Source organism: Kitasatospora xanthocidica, from assembly GCF_014656195.1.
GTDB lineage: Bacteria > Actinomycetota > Actinomycetes > Streptomycetales > Streptomycetaceae > Kitasatospora > Kitasatospora xanthocidica.
Map to the genome: position 1 here is coordinate 35,523 of NZ_BNBY01000021.1, position 18,397 is coordinate 53,919.

The 18,397-nt window shown below is 75.6% G+C and carries 6 protein-coding genes; all 6 read left to right on the forward strand.

What is annotated here, in order from left to right:
- The first annotated feature begins 6 nt into the window (after nt 1-6).
- The 6 genes from IE332_RS29075 to IE332_RS29100 all read left to right on the forward strand — a co-directional run bounded on the left by IE332_RS29075 (nt 7) and on the right by IE332_RS29100 (nt 18,396).
- Nucleotides 7-1,740: a non-ribosomal peptide synthetase gene (locus IE332_RS29075; RefSeq protein WP_189922085.1), complete on the forward strand. Its 1,734-nt coding sequence runs from the start codon at nt 7-9 to the stop codon at nt 1,738-1,740.
- A gap of 7 nt (nt 1,741-1,747) precedes the next feature.
- On the forward strand, nt 1,748-2,533 hold the full coding sequence (locus IE332_RS29080) for a thioesterase II family protein (protein WP_229929004.1): 786 nt from the start codon (nt 1,748-1,750) through the stop codon (nt 2,531-2,533).
- Nucleotides 2,527-3,711 carry a cytochrome P450 gene (locus IE332_RS29085; protein WP_229929005.1) on the forward strand — a complete coding sequence of 395 codons (1,185 nt, stop codon included), beginning with the start codon at nt 2,527-2,529 and terminating at the stop codon, nt 3,709-3,711. Before IE332_RS29080 ends, IE332_RS29085 begins: the two co-directional genes overlap by 7 nt.
- A gap of 146 nt (nt 3,712-3,857) precedes the next feature.
- Nucleotides 3,858-4,070: an MbtH family protein gene (locus tag IE332_RS29090; protein ID WP_189922088.1), complete on the forward strand. Its 213-nt coding sequence runs from the start codon at nt 3,858-3,860 to the stop codon at nt 4,068-4,070.
- Between the two features lie 8 nt (nt 4,071-4,078).
- Nucleotides 4,079-5,074 (forward strand): TauD/TfdA family dioxygenase, encoded by a 996-nt coding sequence (locus tag IE332_RS29095; protein ID WP_189922090.1) that lies wholly within the window; start codon nt 4,079-4,081, stop codon nt 5,072-5,074.
- A gap of 65 nt (nt 5,075-5,139) precedes the next feature.
- Nucleotides 5,140-18,396, forward strand: a complete 13,257-nt coding sequence (locus IE332_RS29100; protein WP_189922092.1) for a non-ribosomal peptide synthetase — start codon at nt 5,140-5,142, stop codon at nt 18,394-18,396.
- The last annotated feature ends 1 nt before the right edge of the window (nt 18,397 follow it).

An 18,397-nucleotide genomic window follows, 5' to 3' on the forward strand; every position in this document is an offset into this window, starting at 1 on the left:
CCCGCCATGACCGACCTGCTGCAGCGCCTGCGCGACACCGTCGCCGCCCACCCCGAGCGCACCGCCGTCCTCGCCGGCGCCGACCGCCTCGACTTCGCCGCCCTCGACCGCCGCACCGCCGCCCTGGCCCGCGCCCTGCGCGCCCTCGGCGTCGGCCGCGGCGACCGGGTCGGCGTCCACCTCGGCCGCACCGCCGACCTGCCGGTCGCCCTGCTCGCCGTCTGGCGGGCCGGCGCCGCCTACGTCCCGCTCGACCCGGCCTACCCCGCCGAGCGGCTCGCCTTCATGGCCTCCGACGCCCGCCTCACCGCCCTGATCAGCGCCGACGGCCTGCCGGCCGCCGAGGGCGTGCCGGTGCTGCGCCCGGACGCCGCCGCCGACGGGCCCGAGCTGCCCGAGCGGACGGACCCGCTCGACCCGGCCTACGTCATCTACACCTCCGGCTCCACCGGCCGCCCCAAGGGCGTCGAGGTGCCGCGCGGCGCCGTCGCCGGACTGATCGAGGGGCTGGAGGCCACCGGCGCCTTCCGCGCCGAGCCCGGCGTGGTCGGCTGGAACGCCAGCATCTCCTTCGACGCCTCCGTCCCGCAGTGGACCAGGATCTGCCGCGGCGACACCGTCCTGGTCATCGGCGACGAGCACCGCGCCGACCCGGCACGGCTGGCCGCCCTGCTGACCGAACACGCCGTCACCGACTTCGACCTGACCCCCTCGCACTGGGAGCTGCTGCGCGAGCCGCTGGCCGGCGCCCGGGTGCCCCGGCTCTTCATGGGCGGCGAGGCCGTCCCCGAGCGCACCTGGCGGGAACTGGCCGACGGCGGCATCGACGCCCTCAACCTGTACGGGCCCACCGAGTGCACCGTCGAGGCCGTCACCGCGCCGATCAGCGGCCCCGGGCCGCACCTGGGCGCGCCGATGCCCGGCGTGGTCCTCCACCTGCTCGACGAGAAGCTCGCCCCGGTCCCCGACGGCGTGGTCGGCGAGCTGTACCTGGCCGGGCCCGGGCTCGCCCACGGCTACGTCGGCCGGCCCGGACTGACCGCCGAACGCTTCGTCGCCGACCCGTCCGGCGGGCCGGGCGCCCGGATGTACCGCACCGGCGACCAGGCCCGGCGCGGCCAGGGCGGCCTGCTGGAGTACGTCGGCCGGGTGGACCGCCAGGTCAAGCTGCGCGGCTTCCGGATCGAGCTCGGCGAGGTCGAGCACGCGCTGGGCCGGCTGGACGGCGTCCAGGCCGCCGCCGTCACCGTGTACGAGCCGGCCCCTGGCGACCGCAGGCTGGCCGGCTACGTCACCGGCGCCGTCACCCCCGCCGAGCTGACCGAGCGGCTGCGGGCCACCGTGCCCGCCCACCTGGTGCCCTCGGTGATCACCGTGCTGGACGCCATGCCGCTCACCCCCAACGGCAAGGTCGACCTGGCGGCGCTGCCCGTCCCGGCCGCCGCCGAGGAGGCGGAGCCGCAGGAGGCCACCGGCCTGGCCGGCCAGGTCGCCGAGGTCTGGAGCACCGTCCTCGGCGTGTCCGGCCTGGTGCCCACCGACGACTTCTTCTCGCTCGGCGGCCACTCCCTCGCCGCCCTGCGGGTCGTCCACCTGCTGCGCCGCCGCCTCGGCATCGAGCTGCAGCTGCGCCACCTGCTCGACTCGGCCGACCTGGCCGCCTTCACCGCCACCGTCGAGGGGGCCACCCGGGCCGGCACCGCCGCCCCCCGGCCCGCCCTGACCGCCCGGGCCCGGTGAGCGGCGGATGACCACCGCCACCCGGGTCCGGCCCCGGGTCGAGGGGGACTGGCTGTTCGTCCCCGTGCCCCAACCGCACCGCCCGTTCCGGCTGTTCTGCTTCCCGCACGCCGGGGGCGACGCCACCGCCTACACCCCGCTGGCCCGCGCCCTCGCCCCCGCCGCCGAGGTCTGGGCGGTGCGCCCGCCCGCCCGCGGCGGCCGCCTCGCCCACCCGATGCCCGCGAGCTTCGACCTGCTGGTCGACGCCGTCGTGGAAGCCCTCACCCCGCACCTGACCGGGCGGTTCGGCTTCTACGGGCAGAGCTTCGGCGCCCTGCTGGCCTACGAGGCCGCCCGGGCCCTGCCCGCCGAGCGGCGGCCCGAACTGGTCGTCGCCGCCTCCGCCTCGCCGCCGGCCGCCTGGGCCGGGCGGGACCGCCCCCGGCACACCGCCGACGACCTGCTGCGCCTGGCCGGCATGGGCGAACTCGTCGAGGGCGAGGCGGACCTGAAGGAACACGCGCTGCGCGGCATCCGCACCGACCTGGACGTGGTCGCCACCTACCGGCCGCGCCCCCACCCGCCGATCGGCTCCCGCCTGCACACCGTCGTCGGCGTCGAGGACCCGCTCCTCGCCGCCGGCGGGCTCGAAGGCTGGGCCGTCCACACCCGCGGCGACTCCGGCCACCACGTCGTCCCCGGCGGCCACCTGCTCGCCACCGTCGACGGGCCCGGCCCGGTCGACCTCCTGACCTCGCTCATCGCGCGGCCCGGCGCCGCCACCCAGTCCACGACGGAGTTCTCATGCTGACCACCACCGCGGTCGACCTCACCGACCCCGACCTGTGGGCCCGCCCCGACACCCCCGGCCTGATCGCCGAACTGCGCCGGGAGGCCGCCGTCCACCGCACCGACACCGTCGACGACGGGCCGGTCTGGTCGGTGCTCTCCTACCGCCACTCCGCGCAGGTGCTGCGCGACGCCGCCCTCTACAGCTCCGAGCAGGGCTCGCTGCTCGGCGCCGGCGAGGGCAACGTCCCGGTCGGCTCCGGCCGGATGATGGCCCTCACCGACCCGCCCCGGCACCGCGAACTCCGCGCCCCCGCCAACCCGTTCTTCGCCCCCGGCCCGGTCCGCGGCGCCGCCCGCGGCATCACCGACCTGGCCGCCTCGATCGTCGGGAAGGCCGTCGAACTGGGCGAGGTCAACCTCGTCGACGCCGTCTCCGCCCTCCCGCTGTCCGTCATGTGCGACCTCCTGGACGTCCCCGAGCAGGACCGCGAGATGGTCGAACGGGTCTGCGACGTCGCGTTCCTCGGCAACACCCCCGAGGAGCGCCGGGCCGGCCACCAGCAGCTCATCCCGTACCTGCTGCACCAGGTGATGCTGCGCCGGATGAACCCGAAGGACGACCTGATCAGCAAGATGGCGACCTACCGGGTCGGCGGCAAGCTGCTGCCGGTCGAGGACGTCGTGCTCAACCTGGACAACATCGTGGTCGGCGGCGTCCAGACGGTCCGCCACACCGCCGCCATGGGCCTCTACACCCTCACCCAGAACCCGGAACTGTGGCGGAAGCTGCAGCGGGGCGAAGTCGGCATGGACTCGGCCCTGGACGAACTCCTGCGCTGGACCTCGGTCGGGCTGCACACCCTGCGCACCGCGAGCCGGGACACCGAACTCGACGGCCACACCATCCGGCGCGGCGACCGGGTCGCCGTCTGGGTGTGGTCCGCCAACCGGGACCCGGAGGCCTTCGACCGGCCCGAGGAGATCCTGCTCGACCGCAGCCCCAACAAGCACCTCGCCCTCGGCCTCGGCGCCCACTACTGCATCGGCGCACCGCTGGCCAAGGCCGAACTCGGCGCCCTGTTCACGGCGATGCTGGAACGCGTCGACACGATCGAGCCGACCGGCCCGGTCACCCACAACCGCTCGATCATCAACTTCGGCCTGGACCACTTCCCGGTCCGCCTGCTCCCGCGCTGACCGCCCGACGCGCTGACCGCCCGACGCGCTGACCGCCCCCCGACGGCGGCAGTCGCCCGCACCTTAACTGCCGCGTACCTGCCTCGCCTCCTGCCGTTACGGGCCCCGGGCCGCCCGTACCTTCGAATCAACCCAAGGAGGACACCATGAGCAACCCGTTCGAGGACGACAACGCCGGCTACCTGGTGCTGGCCAACGACGAGAACCAGCACTCCCTCTGGCCCGTCTGGATCGACGTGCCGGCCGGCTGGACCACCGTCCACGGCGAGGACACCCGCCAGGGCTGCCTCGACTACATCGAGGCCAACTGGACCGACATCAGGCCCGCGAGCCTGGTCGCCTCCCTCGCCCACCAGTGAGCGCCGCCATGCCGACCTGGGAACTGAACCCCGGCCGACCGGCCCTCGCCCACGCCCCGCGCACCGCCGACCTCGGCGAGGCCTGCGACTGGCTGCGGGAGAACGAGGCCGAGCTCACCGACGCCCTGCACCGCCACGGCACGATCTTCCTGCGCGGCCTGCCGGTCGCCAGCACCGAGGACGTCGCGGCCGTGCGCGACGTGCTCATCCCCGAGCGCACCCCCTACCGCGAGAAGGCCACCCCGCGCAGCGACTACGGCAACGGGGTCTTCTCCTCGACCGACCTCCCGCCGGCCCAGCCGATCCGGATGCACAACGAGAACAGCTACACCCTCACGTTCCCCGGCCGGCTGCTCTTCGCCTGCCTCACCGCCCCCGAGGAGGGCGGGGCCACCCCGACCGCCGACTGCCGCAAGGTGCTCGACCACCTGCCGGCGCACCTGGTCGAGCGGGGGCGGACCTCCGGCTGGACGCTCACCCGCAACTACTCGGACTACGTCTCCCTCGGCTGGCGCACCGCCTTCGCCACCGAGGACCGGGCCGAGGTCGAGGCCTACTGCCGGGAGAACGGCATCACCTGCGAGTGGCGCCCCGACGGCAACCTGCGCACCAGCCAGCTGCGCCCCGCCACGATCCACCACCCGCGCACGGGTGAGGAGGTCTGGTTCAACCACCTCGCGTTCTGGAACGAGTGGTCGCTCGACCCCGACATCCACGAGGCGATGACCGAGGAGTTCGGCCCGGACGGCCTGCCGTTCAACACCGGATTCGGTGACGCCGAACCGCTCGGACGCGCCGACGTCGACGCCCTCAACGAGGCGTACCACACCGCGACCGTCCGCGAGCGGTGGCAGGTCGGCGACGTGATGCTGGTCGACAACGTGCTCTGCGCGCACGGCCGGGACCCGTACCGCGGCGACCGCAGGATCGCCGTCTCGATGGGACAGCCGGTCGACGTCCTGGACTGCCGGCCCAGCGTCCGGCCGGACCTGGCCGCCGTCTGACGGCCGTCCGCGAGACCAGCCCCCACCACCCCGTGCCGTGTCGTGTCGTGAGTAGAGGAAGCACCGTGATCCCGGTTTCGTACGCCCAACAGCGTCTCTGGCTGATCGACCAGATCGAGGGGCCGACCGCGCTGTACAACCTGCCGTTCGCCCTGCGCCTGCGCGGCGAGCTCGACACCGCCGCGCTGCGCGCCGCGACGGTGGACGTGGTCGCCCGGCACGAGGCCCTCCGCACGGTGTTCCCGGTGGTCGGGGGAGTCCCGGTGCAGCGGATCCTGCCCGCCGAGGAAGCGCGGCCGCGCTTCCAGGTGGTGGACCGCGCACCGGCCGACTACCCCGCCCACCGGGACGCGGCCGCCGCCGAGACCTTCGACCTGAGCCGCGAACTGCCCATCCGGGTCACGGTGTTCACCCTCTCCCCGACCGAGCACGTACTGCTGGTCGTGCTGCACCACATCGCCGGTGACGGCTGGTCGCTCGGCCCGCTGCTGCGCGACCTCGCCACCGCCTACCGGGCCCGGCTCACCGGCCGCGCCCCCGACTGGGAACCCCTGCCCGTCCAGTACGCCGACTACGCGCTCTGGCAGCGCGACCTGCTCGGCGACGAACACGACCCCGAGTCCCTGCTCGCCCGCCAACTCGACCACTGGCGCACCGCCCTGGCCGGCCTGCCGGAAGAACTGGAGCTGCCCACCGACCGACCCCGACCGCCCGCCCCCACCGGCGCCGCCGACTCCGTGGACCTGGCCTGGGGCACCGACCTGCACACCGCCCTGCTCGACCTCGCCCGCACCCACCGCACCACCCTGTTCACCGTCCTCCAGGCCGGCCTGGCCGCGCTGTTCACCCGGCTCGGCGCCGGCACCGACATCCCGCTCGGCACCGGCCTCGCCGGCCGCTCCGACGAGGCCCTGGACGACCTGGTCGGCTTCTTCGTGAATTCGCTGGTGCTGCGGGCCGACACGTCCGGAGACCCGAGCTTCGCCGAGCTGCTCGGCCGGGTCCGGGAAGCCCAGCTCGACGCCTTCGCCCACCAGGACATCCCCTTCGAGCGCCTGGTGGAGGAGCTCAACCCGCCCCGCGCGCTCGGCCGCCACCCGCTGTTCCAGACCCTGCTGGTCCTGCAGAACCACGGGCAGGACGCCGAACTCGACCTGCCCGGGCTGGAGTCCGCCACCGAGCCGATCGGCCTGCGGGTCGCCAAGTTCGACCTCAACATCGGCATCGCCGAACACCACGCCCCCGACGGCGCCCCCGCCGGGCTCACCGGCTCGATCGAGTACGCCGCCGACCTCTACGACCGCACCACCGTCGCCGCCCTGGCCGACCGGCTGGGCCGGCTGCTGGCCGGCGCCGCCGCCGCCCCGCACGCCCCGATCGGCACCCTCGACGTCCTCGCCCCCGAGGAGCGCACCCGCGTCCTCGTCGAGTGGAACGCCACCGAGGCCCCCCGCCGGACCGGCACCCTCGCCGAGTCCTTCGAGCGCCAGGCCGACCGCACCCCGGACGCCGTCGCCCTCGCCCACGACGGCGGCACCGTCTCCTACGCGGAACTCGACGCCCGCGCCAACCGCCTCGCCCACCACCTGACCACCCTCGGCGTCGGCACCGAGACCCCCGTCGCGATGCTGATGGAACGCTCCGTCGACGTCGTCGTCGCCACCCTGGCGATCCTCAAGGCCGGCGGCTGGTACGTCCCCATGCACCCCGGCCTGCCGCCCGAGCGGATGGCCGACGTGCTCGCCGACACCGGCGCCCCCGTCCTGCTCACCGACCGGGCCGACCCCGGCTTCCCGCACGCGGCGGCCGTGGTCCGCCCCGGCGACGAGGCCGGCGCCCCCGGCCACCGCCCCGGCCTGCCCGTCCACCCGGACCAGCTCGCCTACGCGATGTTCACCTCCGGCTCCACCGGGCGCCCCAAGGGCGTCGCCGTGCGCCACCGCGACGTCCTCGACCTCGCCGCCGACCGGCGCTGGCAGGACGGCCGCCACCGGCGGGTCCTGCTGCACTCCCCGCACGCCTTCGACGCCGCCACCTACGAGATCTGGACGCCCCTGCTGGCCGGCGGCACCGTCGTGGTCGCCCCGCCCGGGGCCCTCGACGCCGCCGCCCTGCACGCCGTCACCACCCGGCACGAGGTCACCGCGGTCTTCCTCACCAAGGCCCTGTTCGACCTCGTCGCCGAGCAGGCCCCGGAGACCTTCGCCGCCCTGCGGACCGTCTGCACCGGCGGCGAGGCCGCCTCCGGCGTGCTGCTGCGCCGCGTCCTGGACGCCTGCCCCGACCTGCTGCTCGCCCACGTCTACGGCCCCACCGAGACCACCACCTTCGCCACCCACCACCCGCTCACCGCCGCCGACCTGGCGGGCCCCCGGGTCCCGATCGGCGGCCCGCTCGACAACATGCGCAGCCACGTCCTGGACGCCCGGCTGCGGCCCGTTCCGCCCGGGGTGCCCGGCGAGCTGTACATCGCCGGGGCCGGCCTGGCCCGCGGCTACCTCAACCGGCCCGGCCTGACCGCCGAGCGCTTCGTCGCCTGCCCGTACGCGCCCGGCGAGCGGATGTACCGCACCGGGGACCTGGTACGGCTGCGCGCCGACGGCGCGGTGGAGTTCCTCGGCCGGATCGACGGCCAGGTCAAACTGCGCGGCTTCCGGATCGAACTCGGCGAGATCGAGGCGGCGCTCTCCCGCCACCCCGCCGTCCGCCAGGTCATCGTGATCGCCCGCGAGGACCGGCCCGGCGACCTCCGGCTGGTCGCCTACTGCACCGCCGACCCCTCGCTCACCGCGGACGGGCTGCGCTCCTTCGCCGGCACCACCCTGCCCGGCTACATGGTCCCCGCCGCCGTCGTCCTCCTCGACGCGCTGCCGCTCAACAACAACGGCAAGGTCGACCGCCGGGCCCTGCCCGCCCCCGACCTCGCCGCCGACGGCGACGGCCGCGCCCCGCGGGACGAGCGCGAACGCGCCCTGTGCGAGCTGTTCGGCGAACTGCTCGGCATCGACGACATCACCATCGACGACGACTTCTTCGCGCTCGGCGGCCACTCCCTGCTCGCCACCCGGCTCACCGGGCGGGCCCGCACCGACCTCGGCGTCGAACTCTCCATCGGCGACCTCTTCCAGGCGCCGACCGTCGCCGGACTGGTCGAGCGGATCGCCGACCGCGACCCCGGCGCCACCGGCCCGGCCCGCCCGGCGCTGCGGCCCGCCACCCGGCCCGAGCGGGTGCCGCTCTCCTTCGCCCAGCGCCGGCTCTGGTTCCTCGACCGGGCCGACGGCCCCTCGGCCACCTACAACGTCACCCTCGCCCTGCGGCTGACCGGCCCGCTCGACGCCACCGCCCTGGCGGCCGCCCTCGGCGACGTCGTGCACCGGCACGAGGCGCTGCGCACCGTCTTCGGCGAGCAGGACGGCACCCCGTACCAGCGCGTCCTGGACGCCCCCGACGGCGGCCTGCTCACCGTCACCGACCGGCCCACGGACGAACTCGCCGGCCACACCTTCGACCTCGCCGCGGACCTCCCGGTCCACGCCTACCTGCGGCCCGAGGACGCCGAGGAGCACGTGCTGGTCCTGGTGGTCCACCACATCGCCGGGGACGGCGCCTCACTGGGCCCGCTCTACCGCGACCTCGCCGAGGCCTACGCGGCCCGCCGCGACGGCGCGGCCCCGCAGTGGGAGCCGCTGCCCGTCCAGTACGCCGACTACGCGCTCTGGCAGCACGAGCTGCTCGGCGACGAGGACGACCCGGAGAGCCCGCTCGCCCGCCAGCTCGACCACTGGCGCCAGGCGCTGGCCGGCGCCCCCGAGGAGCTGCCGCTGCCGGTCGACCGCCCCCGCCCGCCGGTCGCCTCGCACCGCGGCGCGATCGTCCCGCTGGAGTTCGACGCGGACCTGCACACCCGGCTGACCGCGCTCGCCGCCGAGCACGGCGTCACCCTCTTCATGGTCCTGCGGGCCGCGTACGCCACCCTGCTGCACCGCTTCGGCGCGGGCACCGACCTGCCCATCGGCACCCCGCTGGCCGGCCGCCTCGACGAGGCGACGCACGAGCTGGTCGGCTTCTTCGCCAACACCCTGGTGCTGCGCACCGACCTGTCCGGCCGCCCCGGCTTCGCCGAACTGCTGGGCCGGATCCGGGAGAGCGACCCGGCCGCCCACGCCCACCAGGACGTGCCCTTCGAGCGGCTGGTCGAGGAGCTGAACCCGACCCGGTCGACCGCCTGCACCCCGCTGTTCCAGGTGATGATCGCCTTCGCGGGCGCCGCCGAGGACGGCCCGGCCTTCCCCGGGGTGACGGTGACGGAGGAGCCGGTCGACTTCGGCACCGCGACCTTCGACCTGACGCTGCGGCTGGTCGAGCGCCAGGGCGAGGACGGCGCCGCCGCGGGGCTGGCCGGAGTCCTGGAGTACGCCACCGACCTCTTCGACCGGGAGACCGGCGAACGGCTGGCCGCCGCCCTGGAGTCGATCCTGCGCCAGGTCGCGGACGACCCCGCCCGGCCGGTCGCCGAGCTGGACGTGCTGTCGGCGCGGGAGCGGGCCGAGGCCGCGGGCGGCCACACCCCGCTGCCGGAGGAGGTGCCGCTGGTGCCGGCCGCGTTCGAGGCGCAGGCCGCCGAGACTCCGGACGCCGTGGCCCTGGTCTGCGGTGAACTCTCCCTGACGTATGCGGAGTTGAACGTCCGGGCGAACCGGCTGGCGCACCGGCTGATCGCGGGGGGTGTCGGCCCCGAGTCCGTGGTGGCGCTGGCCCTGCCGCGCTCGGCGGAGACGGTGGTGGCGATCCTGGCGGTGCTCAAGGCCGGCGGCGCCTACCTGCCGCTGGACGCCGAGTACCCGGCCGACCGCACCGCCGACACCCTGGCGCAGGCGGGCCCGGCGCTGGTGCTGACCGACGGGCGCTGGCCGCTGCCCGAGGTCCTCGACGGGCACCCGGTGCTCGACCTCGCCGAGGGCGGGGCCTTCGCGGAGACGGACCCGGCCCCGCGGGCCACGGCGGCCGACGCCGCGTACGTGATCTTCACTTCCGGTTCGACCGGCCGTCCCAAGGGTGTGGTGGTCCAGCACGGCAGTATCGCCGCGCTGCTCGCCGCTCACCGGACGGGTGTGATGGCCGGTGTCTCCCGGCAGCGGGTGGCGCTCACCGCCTCGCTCTGCTTCGACGCCTCCTGGGACGGTCTGCTCTGGCTGGTGGCCGGGCACGAGCTGCACCTGATCGGCGGTGAGACCCGGCGCGACGCCCGGGCGCTGGTCGGTCATGTGCGGGAGCGCGGGATCGGTGTGCTGGAGGTGACGCCTTCCTACGCCGAGCAGTTGATCGAGGAGGGCCTGCTGGAGGAGCCCGCGCCCGCCCTGGTGCTGCTCGGTGGCGAGGCCGTCGGCCAGGCGCTCTGGACCCGGCTGCGCGAGGCGCCGGCCACCGCGGCCCACAACCTGTACGGCCCGACCGAGTGCACCGTCGACGCCCTGACCCACCCGCTGGCGGCCACCGAGCGGCCGGTTCTGGGTCGTACGGTCGCGGGCACCCGGGGCTACGTGCTGGACGAGTACCTCAACCCGGTCCCGGTCGGGGTGCCGGGGGAGCTGTACCTGGCGGGTGCCGGTCTGGCCCGCGGCTACCTGGCCCGACCGGCCCTGACCGCCGAGCGCTTCCTCGCCTGCCCCTTCGAGCCCGGGGCGCGGATGTACCGCACCGGGGACCTGGTCCGCCGTACCCGTGACGGGGGGCTGGAGTACCTGGGCCGCACCGACCACCAGGTCAAGATCCGCGGCTTCCGGATCGAACTCGGCGAGATCGAGCGCGCCCTGACCGCGCACCCGCGGGTCCTCCAGGCCGCCGTCCTGCCCGACGGGGACGGGCTGCGCCTGGTCGCCTACGTGGTCACCGACGGCCCGCTCGACCCGGCGGAGGCCCGGGCCACCGCCGCCCGGACACTGCCCGGCTACATGCTGCCCGCCGCGATCGTGGTACTGGACGCCCTGCCGCTGAACGCCAACGGCAAACTCGACCGGACCGCCCTCCCGGCACCGGACTTCGGCGCCCTCGCGGCGGGCCGGGCGGCGCGCACGCCGCAGGAGGAGATCCTCTGCGGGCTGTTCGCGGAGGTCCTCGGCCTCGACGGGATCGGCATCGACGACGACTTCTTCGACCTCGGCGGGCACTCGCTGCTGGCCACCAAGCTGCTCAGCCGGATCAGGGCGGCGCTCGGCGCCGAGCCGGGCATCCGGGACGTCTTCGAGGCGCCCACCGTGGCCGGACTGGCCGCCCGGCTGGACACCGGCTCGGACCGCCCGGCGCTGACCGCGGCCGGTGACCGGCCGGAGCGGGTGCCGCTCTCCTTCGCCCAGCAGCGGCTCTGGCTGATCGACCGGATGGAAGGCCCCAGCGCCCTCTACAACGCGCCGCTGGCGCTGCGCCTGGCCGGCGAACTGGACACCGCCGCCCTGGAGCTCGCCCTCGGCGACCTGCTCGCCCGGCACGAGAGCCTGCGCACCCTGATCGCCGAGGAGGACGGCACCCCGTACCAGCGGATACTGCCCGCCGACGAGGCCGCGCTCCCGTTCGACACCCTGGACCGCCCGGCCGCCGAGGTGGCTGCCACGGTCGCCGGACTGTGCCGCCGCGCCTTCGACCTGCGCACCGAACTCCCGGTCCGTGCCGCCCTGTTGACGGTCTCGCCGGAGGAGCACGTACTGGTCCTGGCGCTGCACCACATCGCCAGCGACGGCTGGTCCCTCGGCCCGCTGGTCCGCGACCTCACCTCCGCGTACGCGGCCCGCACCGGCGGCGCCGCCCCCGGCTGGGCGCCGCTGCCCGTCCAGTACGCCGACTACGCGCTCTGGCAGCGCGAACTGCTCGGCGAGGAGACCGATCCGGAGAGCCTGGCCGCCCGCCAGCTCGCCTACTGGCGCGAGACCCTGGCGGACCTCCCGGAGGAGGCCACGCTGCCGCTGGACCGCCCCCGCCCGCCGGTCGCCTCCCACCGCGGCGACCGGGTCGCGCTCAGCCTCGGCGCCGAGTGCCACCGCGAGCTGCTCGGGCTGTCCCGGGCCCACCGGGTGACGATGTTCATGACGCTGCAGGCGGCCCTCGCCACGCTGCTGACCCGGCTCGGCGCGGGCACCGACGTCCCGATCGGCTCGGTGGTGGCCGGGCGCTCCGACGAAGCCCTGGACGACCTGGTCGGCTTCTTCGTCAACACCCTGGTGCTGCGCACCGACACCTCGGGCAACCCGAGCTTCGCCGACCTGCTCGGCCGGGCCCGGGAGACCGCCCTCGGCGCCTACGCCCACCAGGACGTGCCCTTCGAACGGCTGGTGGAGGAGGTCAGGCCGACCCGCTCGCTGGCCCGCCACCCGCTGTTCCAGATCATGCTGGTGCTCCAGAGCAACGAGCAGGCCGAACCGTCGACGGCCGGCCTGCGGGTCGAGCCCCTGGCGGCGGCCACCGGCTCCGCCAAGTTCGACCTCAGCCTGATCGCCGAGGAGTCCTTCGGCCCCGACGGCGAGCCCGCCGGGATCGACTGCGCCCTCGACTACGCCGTCGACCTGTTCGACCGGGAGACCGTCGAGGCGATCGCGGCCCGGCTCGGCCGGCTGCTGGCCGCGGTGGCCGAGCGGCCCGAGCTGCCGATCGGCCGGATCGAACTGCTCCCCGCCGAGGAGCGGGCCGCGCTGCCCGCCGCAGGGCCCGCCCTGCCCGCCGGACTCCCGCTGCTGCCCGCCGCCTTCGCCGCCCGGGCGGCCGAGACCCCGGAGGCCGTCGCCCTGGTCTGCGGCTCCACCTCGCTCACCTTCGCCGAACTGAACGCCCGCGCCAACCGGCTCGCCCACCGCCTGCTGGCCGCCGGCGCGGGCCGGGAGTCGGTGGTCGCCCTCGCCCTGCCGCGCTCGGCGGAGACGGTGGTCGCCATGCTGGCCGTGCTCAAGGCCGGCGGCGCCTACCTGCCGCTGGACGCCGAGTACCCGGCCGAGCGCACCGCCCACATGCTGGCGGACGCCCGCCCGGCGCTCGCCCTCACCGACGGCCGCTGGCCGCTGCCCGAGGTGCTGGACGGACTGCGCACCCTGGACGTCACCGAGCCCTCCTCGGAGAGTTCCACCGACCCGCAGCGCTCCACCGACCCGCGGTGCGCCGTCGACCCGGGCGACGCCGCCTACGTCATCTACACCTCCGGCTCCACCGGCCGCCCCAAGGGCGTGGTCGTCCCGCACGGCGCCGTCGCCGCCCTGCTCGCCGCCCACCGGGCCGCCCTGATCCGGGGCACCGAGCAGGCCCACGGCCGGCAGCGGATCGCGCTCACCGCCTCGCTCTGCTTCGACGCCTCCCTGGAGCCCGTGCTCTGGATGTACGCCGGGCACGAGCTGCACCTGATCGGCGACGAGCTGCGCCGCGACCCGGCCGCCCTCGTGCGCCACACCGCCGCGGCGGGCATCGACGCCCTGCACCTCACCCCCTCCTACGCCGAGCAGCTGATCGAGGAGGGCCTGCTGGACGCACCCGCGCCGCGCCTGCTGCTGCTCGGCGGCGAGGCCGTCGGCCAGGCCCTGTGGCAGCGGCTGCGGGAGCACCCGGACACCGCCGGCCACAACTTCTACGGCCCGACCGAGGCCACCGTGTACGCGCTCACCCAGCCGCTCCACGCGGCGCGGCGCCCGGGGCTCGGCGGCCCGATCGCCGGCGTCGAGGCCCACGTCCTGGACGGGTACCTCAACCCGGTCCCGGTCGGGGTGCCGGGGGAGCTGTACCTGGCGGGCGCCGGTCTGGCCCGCGGCTACCTGGCGCGGCCGGGCCTGACGGCGGAGCGCTTCGTCGCCTCGCCCTTCGAGCCCGGCGCGCGGATGTACCGCACCGGCGACCTCGCCCGGCGCACCCGGGAGGGCGGCGTGGAGTACCTGGGCCGCGCCGACCACCAGGTGAAGATCCGCGGCTTCCGGGTCGAACTCGGCGAGATCGAGCAGGTGGTGGCGCGCCACCCCGCCGTCCGCCAGTGCGTGGTCACCGTACGGGAGAGCGACAGCGGCGACCGCCGGCTGGTCGGCTACTGCACGGTGGACCGGGAATCGCCCGAACTCGCCGCCGAGCTGCGCCGGTTCGCCGCCGAGTCGCTGCCCGGCTACATGGTGCCGGCCGCCGTCGTCCTGCTGGCCGCGCTGCCGCTGACCGGCAGCGGCAAGGTGGACCACCGGGCGCTGCCCGCACCGGACTTCGGCGCGCTCGCGGCGGGCCGGGCGGCGCGGACGCCGCAGGAGGAGATCCTCTGCGGGCTGTTCGCGGAGGTGCTCGGACTGGAGGGCGTCGGCATCGACGACGACTTCTTCGACCTGGGCGGGCACTCGCTGCTGGCCACCAAGCTGCTCAGCCGGGTGAGGTCCGTGCTGGGCGCGGAGCTCGGCATCCGGGACGTCTTCGAGGCGCCGACGGTGGAGGGGCTGACCGCCCGGCTGGGCAGCGGCCCCGAGCGCCTGGCGCTGACCGCGGCCGGTGAGCGGCCGGAGCGGGTGCCGCTCTCCTTCGCCCAGCAGCGGCTCTGGCTGATCGACCGGATGGAGGGCCCCAGCGCCCTCTACAACCTGCCGCTCGTCCTGGGGGTGGCGGGGGAGCTGGACACCGCGGCGCTGGAGTCGGCGCTCGGCGACGTGGTGGCCCGGCACGAGAGCCTGCGCACCCTGATCGCCGAGGAGGACGGCACCCCGTACCAGCGGATCCTGCCCGCCGGGCAGGCCCGCGTCCGCGTCGAGCTGCTGCCGCCCGGCACCGCGCCGGCGAGCTGCACGGCCCGGCCCTTCGACCTGGCCGCCGACCTCCCGGTCCGCGCCCACGTCATCCCGGCCCCGCCCGGCGAGCACCTGCTCGTCCTGGTCCTGCACCACATCGCCGGTGACGGCTGGTCGATGGGCCCGCTGCTGCGCGACCTCGCCGAGGCCTACGCGGCCCGCCGGGACGGCGCGGCCCCGCAGTGGGAGCCGCTGCCCGTCCAGTACGCCGACTACGCGCTCTGGCAGCGCGAGCTGCTCGGCGAGGAGAGCGACCCGGAGAGCCTGCTCGCCCGCCAGCTCGACCACTGGCGCCAGGCCCTGGCCGGTCTGCCCGAGGAACTGTCGCTGCCCGTCGACCGGCCGCGCCGCGCGGCCGCCAGCCACCGGGGCGAGCGGGTCGTCGTCCCGTACGGCGCCGAACTCCACCGCGCGATAGCCGAGTTGTCGCGCGAGCACCGGGTGACGATGTTCATGACCGTCCAGGCCGCGCTCGCCGCGCTGCTCACCCGGCTCGGCGCGGGCACCGACGTCCCGATCGGCTCGGTGGTGGCCGGGCGCTCCGACGAGGCCCTGGACGACCTGGTCGGCTTCTTCGTCAACACCGTGGTGCTGCGCACCGACACCTCCGGGAACCCGAGCTTCAGCGAGCTGCTGGCCCGCGTCCGGGAGACCCAGCTCGACGCCCACGCCCACCAGGACGTGCCCTTCGAGCGGCTGGTCGAGGAGCTGAACCCGGCCCGCTCGCTGGCCCGTCACCCGCTCTTCCAGGTGATGCTGCTGCTGGAGGGCCGGGGGGAGTCGGCACCGCTGGCCCCGGCCGGTCTGGACGCCCGGGTCGAGTCCTCCGACGGGACGGTCGCCAAGTTCGACCTGAGCGTCGGCCTCGGCGAGTCCTTCGACGCGGACGGCGCGCCCGCCGGCCTGGAGTGCGCGATCGACTTCGCGACGGACCTCTTCGACCGGGAGACCGTCGAGGCGATCGCCGTCCGGCTCGGCCGGCTGCTGGCGGCGGTGGCCGCCCGGCCGGAGCTGCCGATCGGCCGCATCGAACTCCTCTCGGCACAGGAGTCCGTCACGCTGCCCGCGGCCAGGGCCGCCCTGCCGGAGCGGGTGCCGCTGGTGCCGGCCGCGTTCGAGGCGCAGGCCGCCGAGACTCCGGACGCCGTGGCCCTGGTCTGCGGCGAACTCTCCTTGACGTATGCGGAGTTGAACGTCCGGGCGAACCGGCTGGCGCACCGGCTGATCGCGGGGGGTGTCGGCCCCGAGTCCGTGGTGGCGCTGGCCCTGCCGCGCTCGGCGGAGTCGGTGATGGCGATCCTGGCGGTGCTCAAGGCGGGCGGCGCCTACCTGCCGCTGGACGCCGACCACCCGGCCGACCGCACCGCCCGCACCCTCGCCGACGCGGCCCCCGCCCTCGTCCTCACCGGGGACGACTGGCCGCACCCCGAGGCGCTGGCCGGACTGCCCGCCCTGGCGGTCGCCGGGGCGAGCGGCCCGGAGACGAACCCGACGGCGCGTGCCTCCGCCGAGGACGCCGCGTACGTGATCTTCACTTCCGGGTCGACCGGCCGTCCCAAGGGTGTGGTGGTCCAGCACGGCAGTATCGCCGCGCTGTTGGCCGCTCACCGGACGGGTGTGATGGCCGGTGTCTCCCGGCAGCGGGTGGCGTTGACGGCTTCGCTCTGCTTCGACGCCTCCTGGGACGGTCTGCTCTGGCTGGTGGCCGGGCACGAGCTGCACCTGATCGGCGGTGAGACCCGGCGCGACGCCCGGGCGCTGGTCGGCCACGTACGGGAGCGCGGGATCGGTGTGCTGGAGGTGACGCCGTCGTACGCCGAGCAGTTGATCGAGGAGGGGTTGCTGGAGGAGCCCGCGCCCGCCCTGGTGCTGCTCGGCGGCGAGGCCGTCGGCCAGGCGCTGTGGCAGCGATTGCGCGAGGCGCCGGCTACCGCCGCCCACAACCTGTACGGCCCGACCGAGTGCACCGTCGACGCGCTGACCCACCCGCTGGACGCGACCGAGCGGCCGGTTCTGGGTCGTACGGTCGCGGGCACCCGGGGCTACGTGCTGGACGGGTACCTCAACCCGGTCCCGGTCGGGGTACCGGGGGAGTTGTACCTGGCGGGTGCCGGTCTGGCCCGCGGCTACCTGGCCCGGCCGGGCCTGACGGCGGAGCGGTTCCTGGCCTGCCCCTTCGAGCCCGGGGCGCGGATGTACCGCACCGGGGACCTGGTGCGCCGTACCCGTGACGGGGGGCTGGAGTACCTGGGCCGCACCGACCACCAGGTCAAGATCCGCGGCTTCCGGATCGAACTCGGCGAGATCGAACACGTGCTGACGCTCCACCCGGAGGTGACCGCCGCCGCCGTCCTGCCCGACGGGGACGGGCTGCGCCTGGTCGCGTACGTGGTCACCGACGGCCCGCTCGACCCGGTCGAGCTGCGCGCCTTCGCCGCCGGCCACCTGCCCGGCTACATGCTGCCCGCCGCCGTCGTCCCGCTGGCCGCGCTGCCGCTCACCGGCAGCGGGAAGCTGGACCGCGCGGCGCTGCCCGCACCGGACTTCGGGCAGCTCAGCGGCGGCCGCGCCGCCCGCACCCCGCGGGAGGAGATCCTCTGCGCGCTGTTCGCGGAGGTCCTCGGCCTGGAGACCGTCGGCATCGACGACGACTTCTTCGACCTCGGCGGCCACTCCCTGCTCGCCATGAAGCTGCTCGCCCGCATCCGCGCCACCCTCGGCGCGGACCCGGGCATGCGGGCCCTGTTCGAGGCGCCCACCGTGGCCGGGCTGGCCCGCCTGCTCGACCGGGGCCCGGCCGCCGACGCCCTGGACGTCCTGCTGCCGCTGCGCACCGGCGGCGACCGGGCCCCGCTGTTCTGCGTCCACCCGGCGGCCGGCATCAGCTGGGTCTACTCCGGGCTGCTGCGCCACCTCGGCCCCGATCAGCCGGTGTACGGCCTCCAGGCCCGCGGCCTGCGCGGCGGCGCCCCGGCGAGCGTCGCCGAGATCGCCGAGGACTACGTGCGGCAGATCCGCGCCGTGCGCCCCGACGGCCCGTACCACCTGCTGGGCTGGTCCTTCGGGGCCGTGGTCGCCCAGGAGATGGCGGTGCGGCTGCGCGCCGAGGGCGCCGAGGTCGGCCTGCTGGCCCTGCTGGACGGCGCCCCGGCGGTCCGTACCGCCGCCGCCCCGATCGTCGAACCCGCCGACACCCTGGACGAGTTGCTGCGCTCGCTCGGCCACGACCCGGCCGACGACCGCGGCCTGGCGAGCCTGAAGGCCGTGCTCGGCGAGGCCGTGGCGGTGCTGCCCGAGGTCTTCGACCGGCACCGCAAGCTGATGGCCGAACACGTGCCGGACCGCTACCGGGGGGACGCCGTCTTCTTCGGGGCGACCACCGGCAAGCCGGCGGACTGGCCGTACGAACAGGCCTGGCGCCCTTACCTGGACGGCCCGGTCGAGACCCACCGCCTCGCCTGCGCCCACGGTGAGCTGACCCAGCCGGAACCCCTCGCACGGATCGCCGCCGTGCTGACCGAGAAGCTCGGAGCGTGAC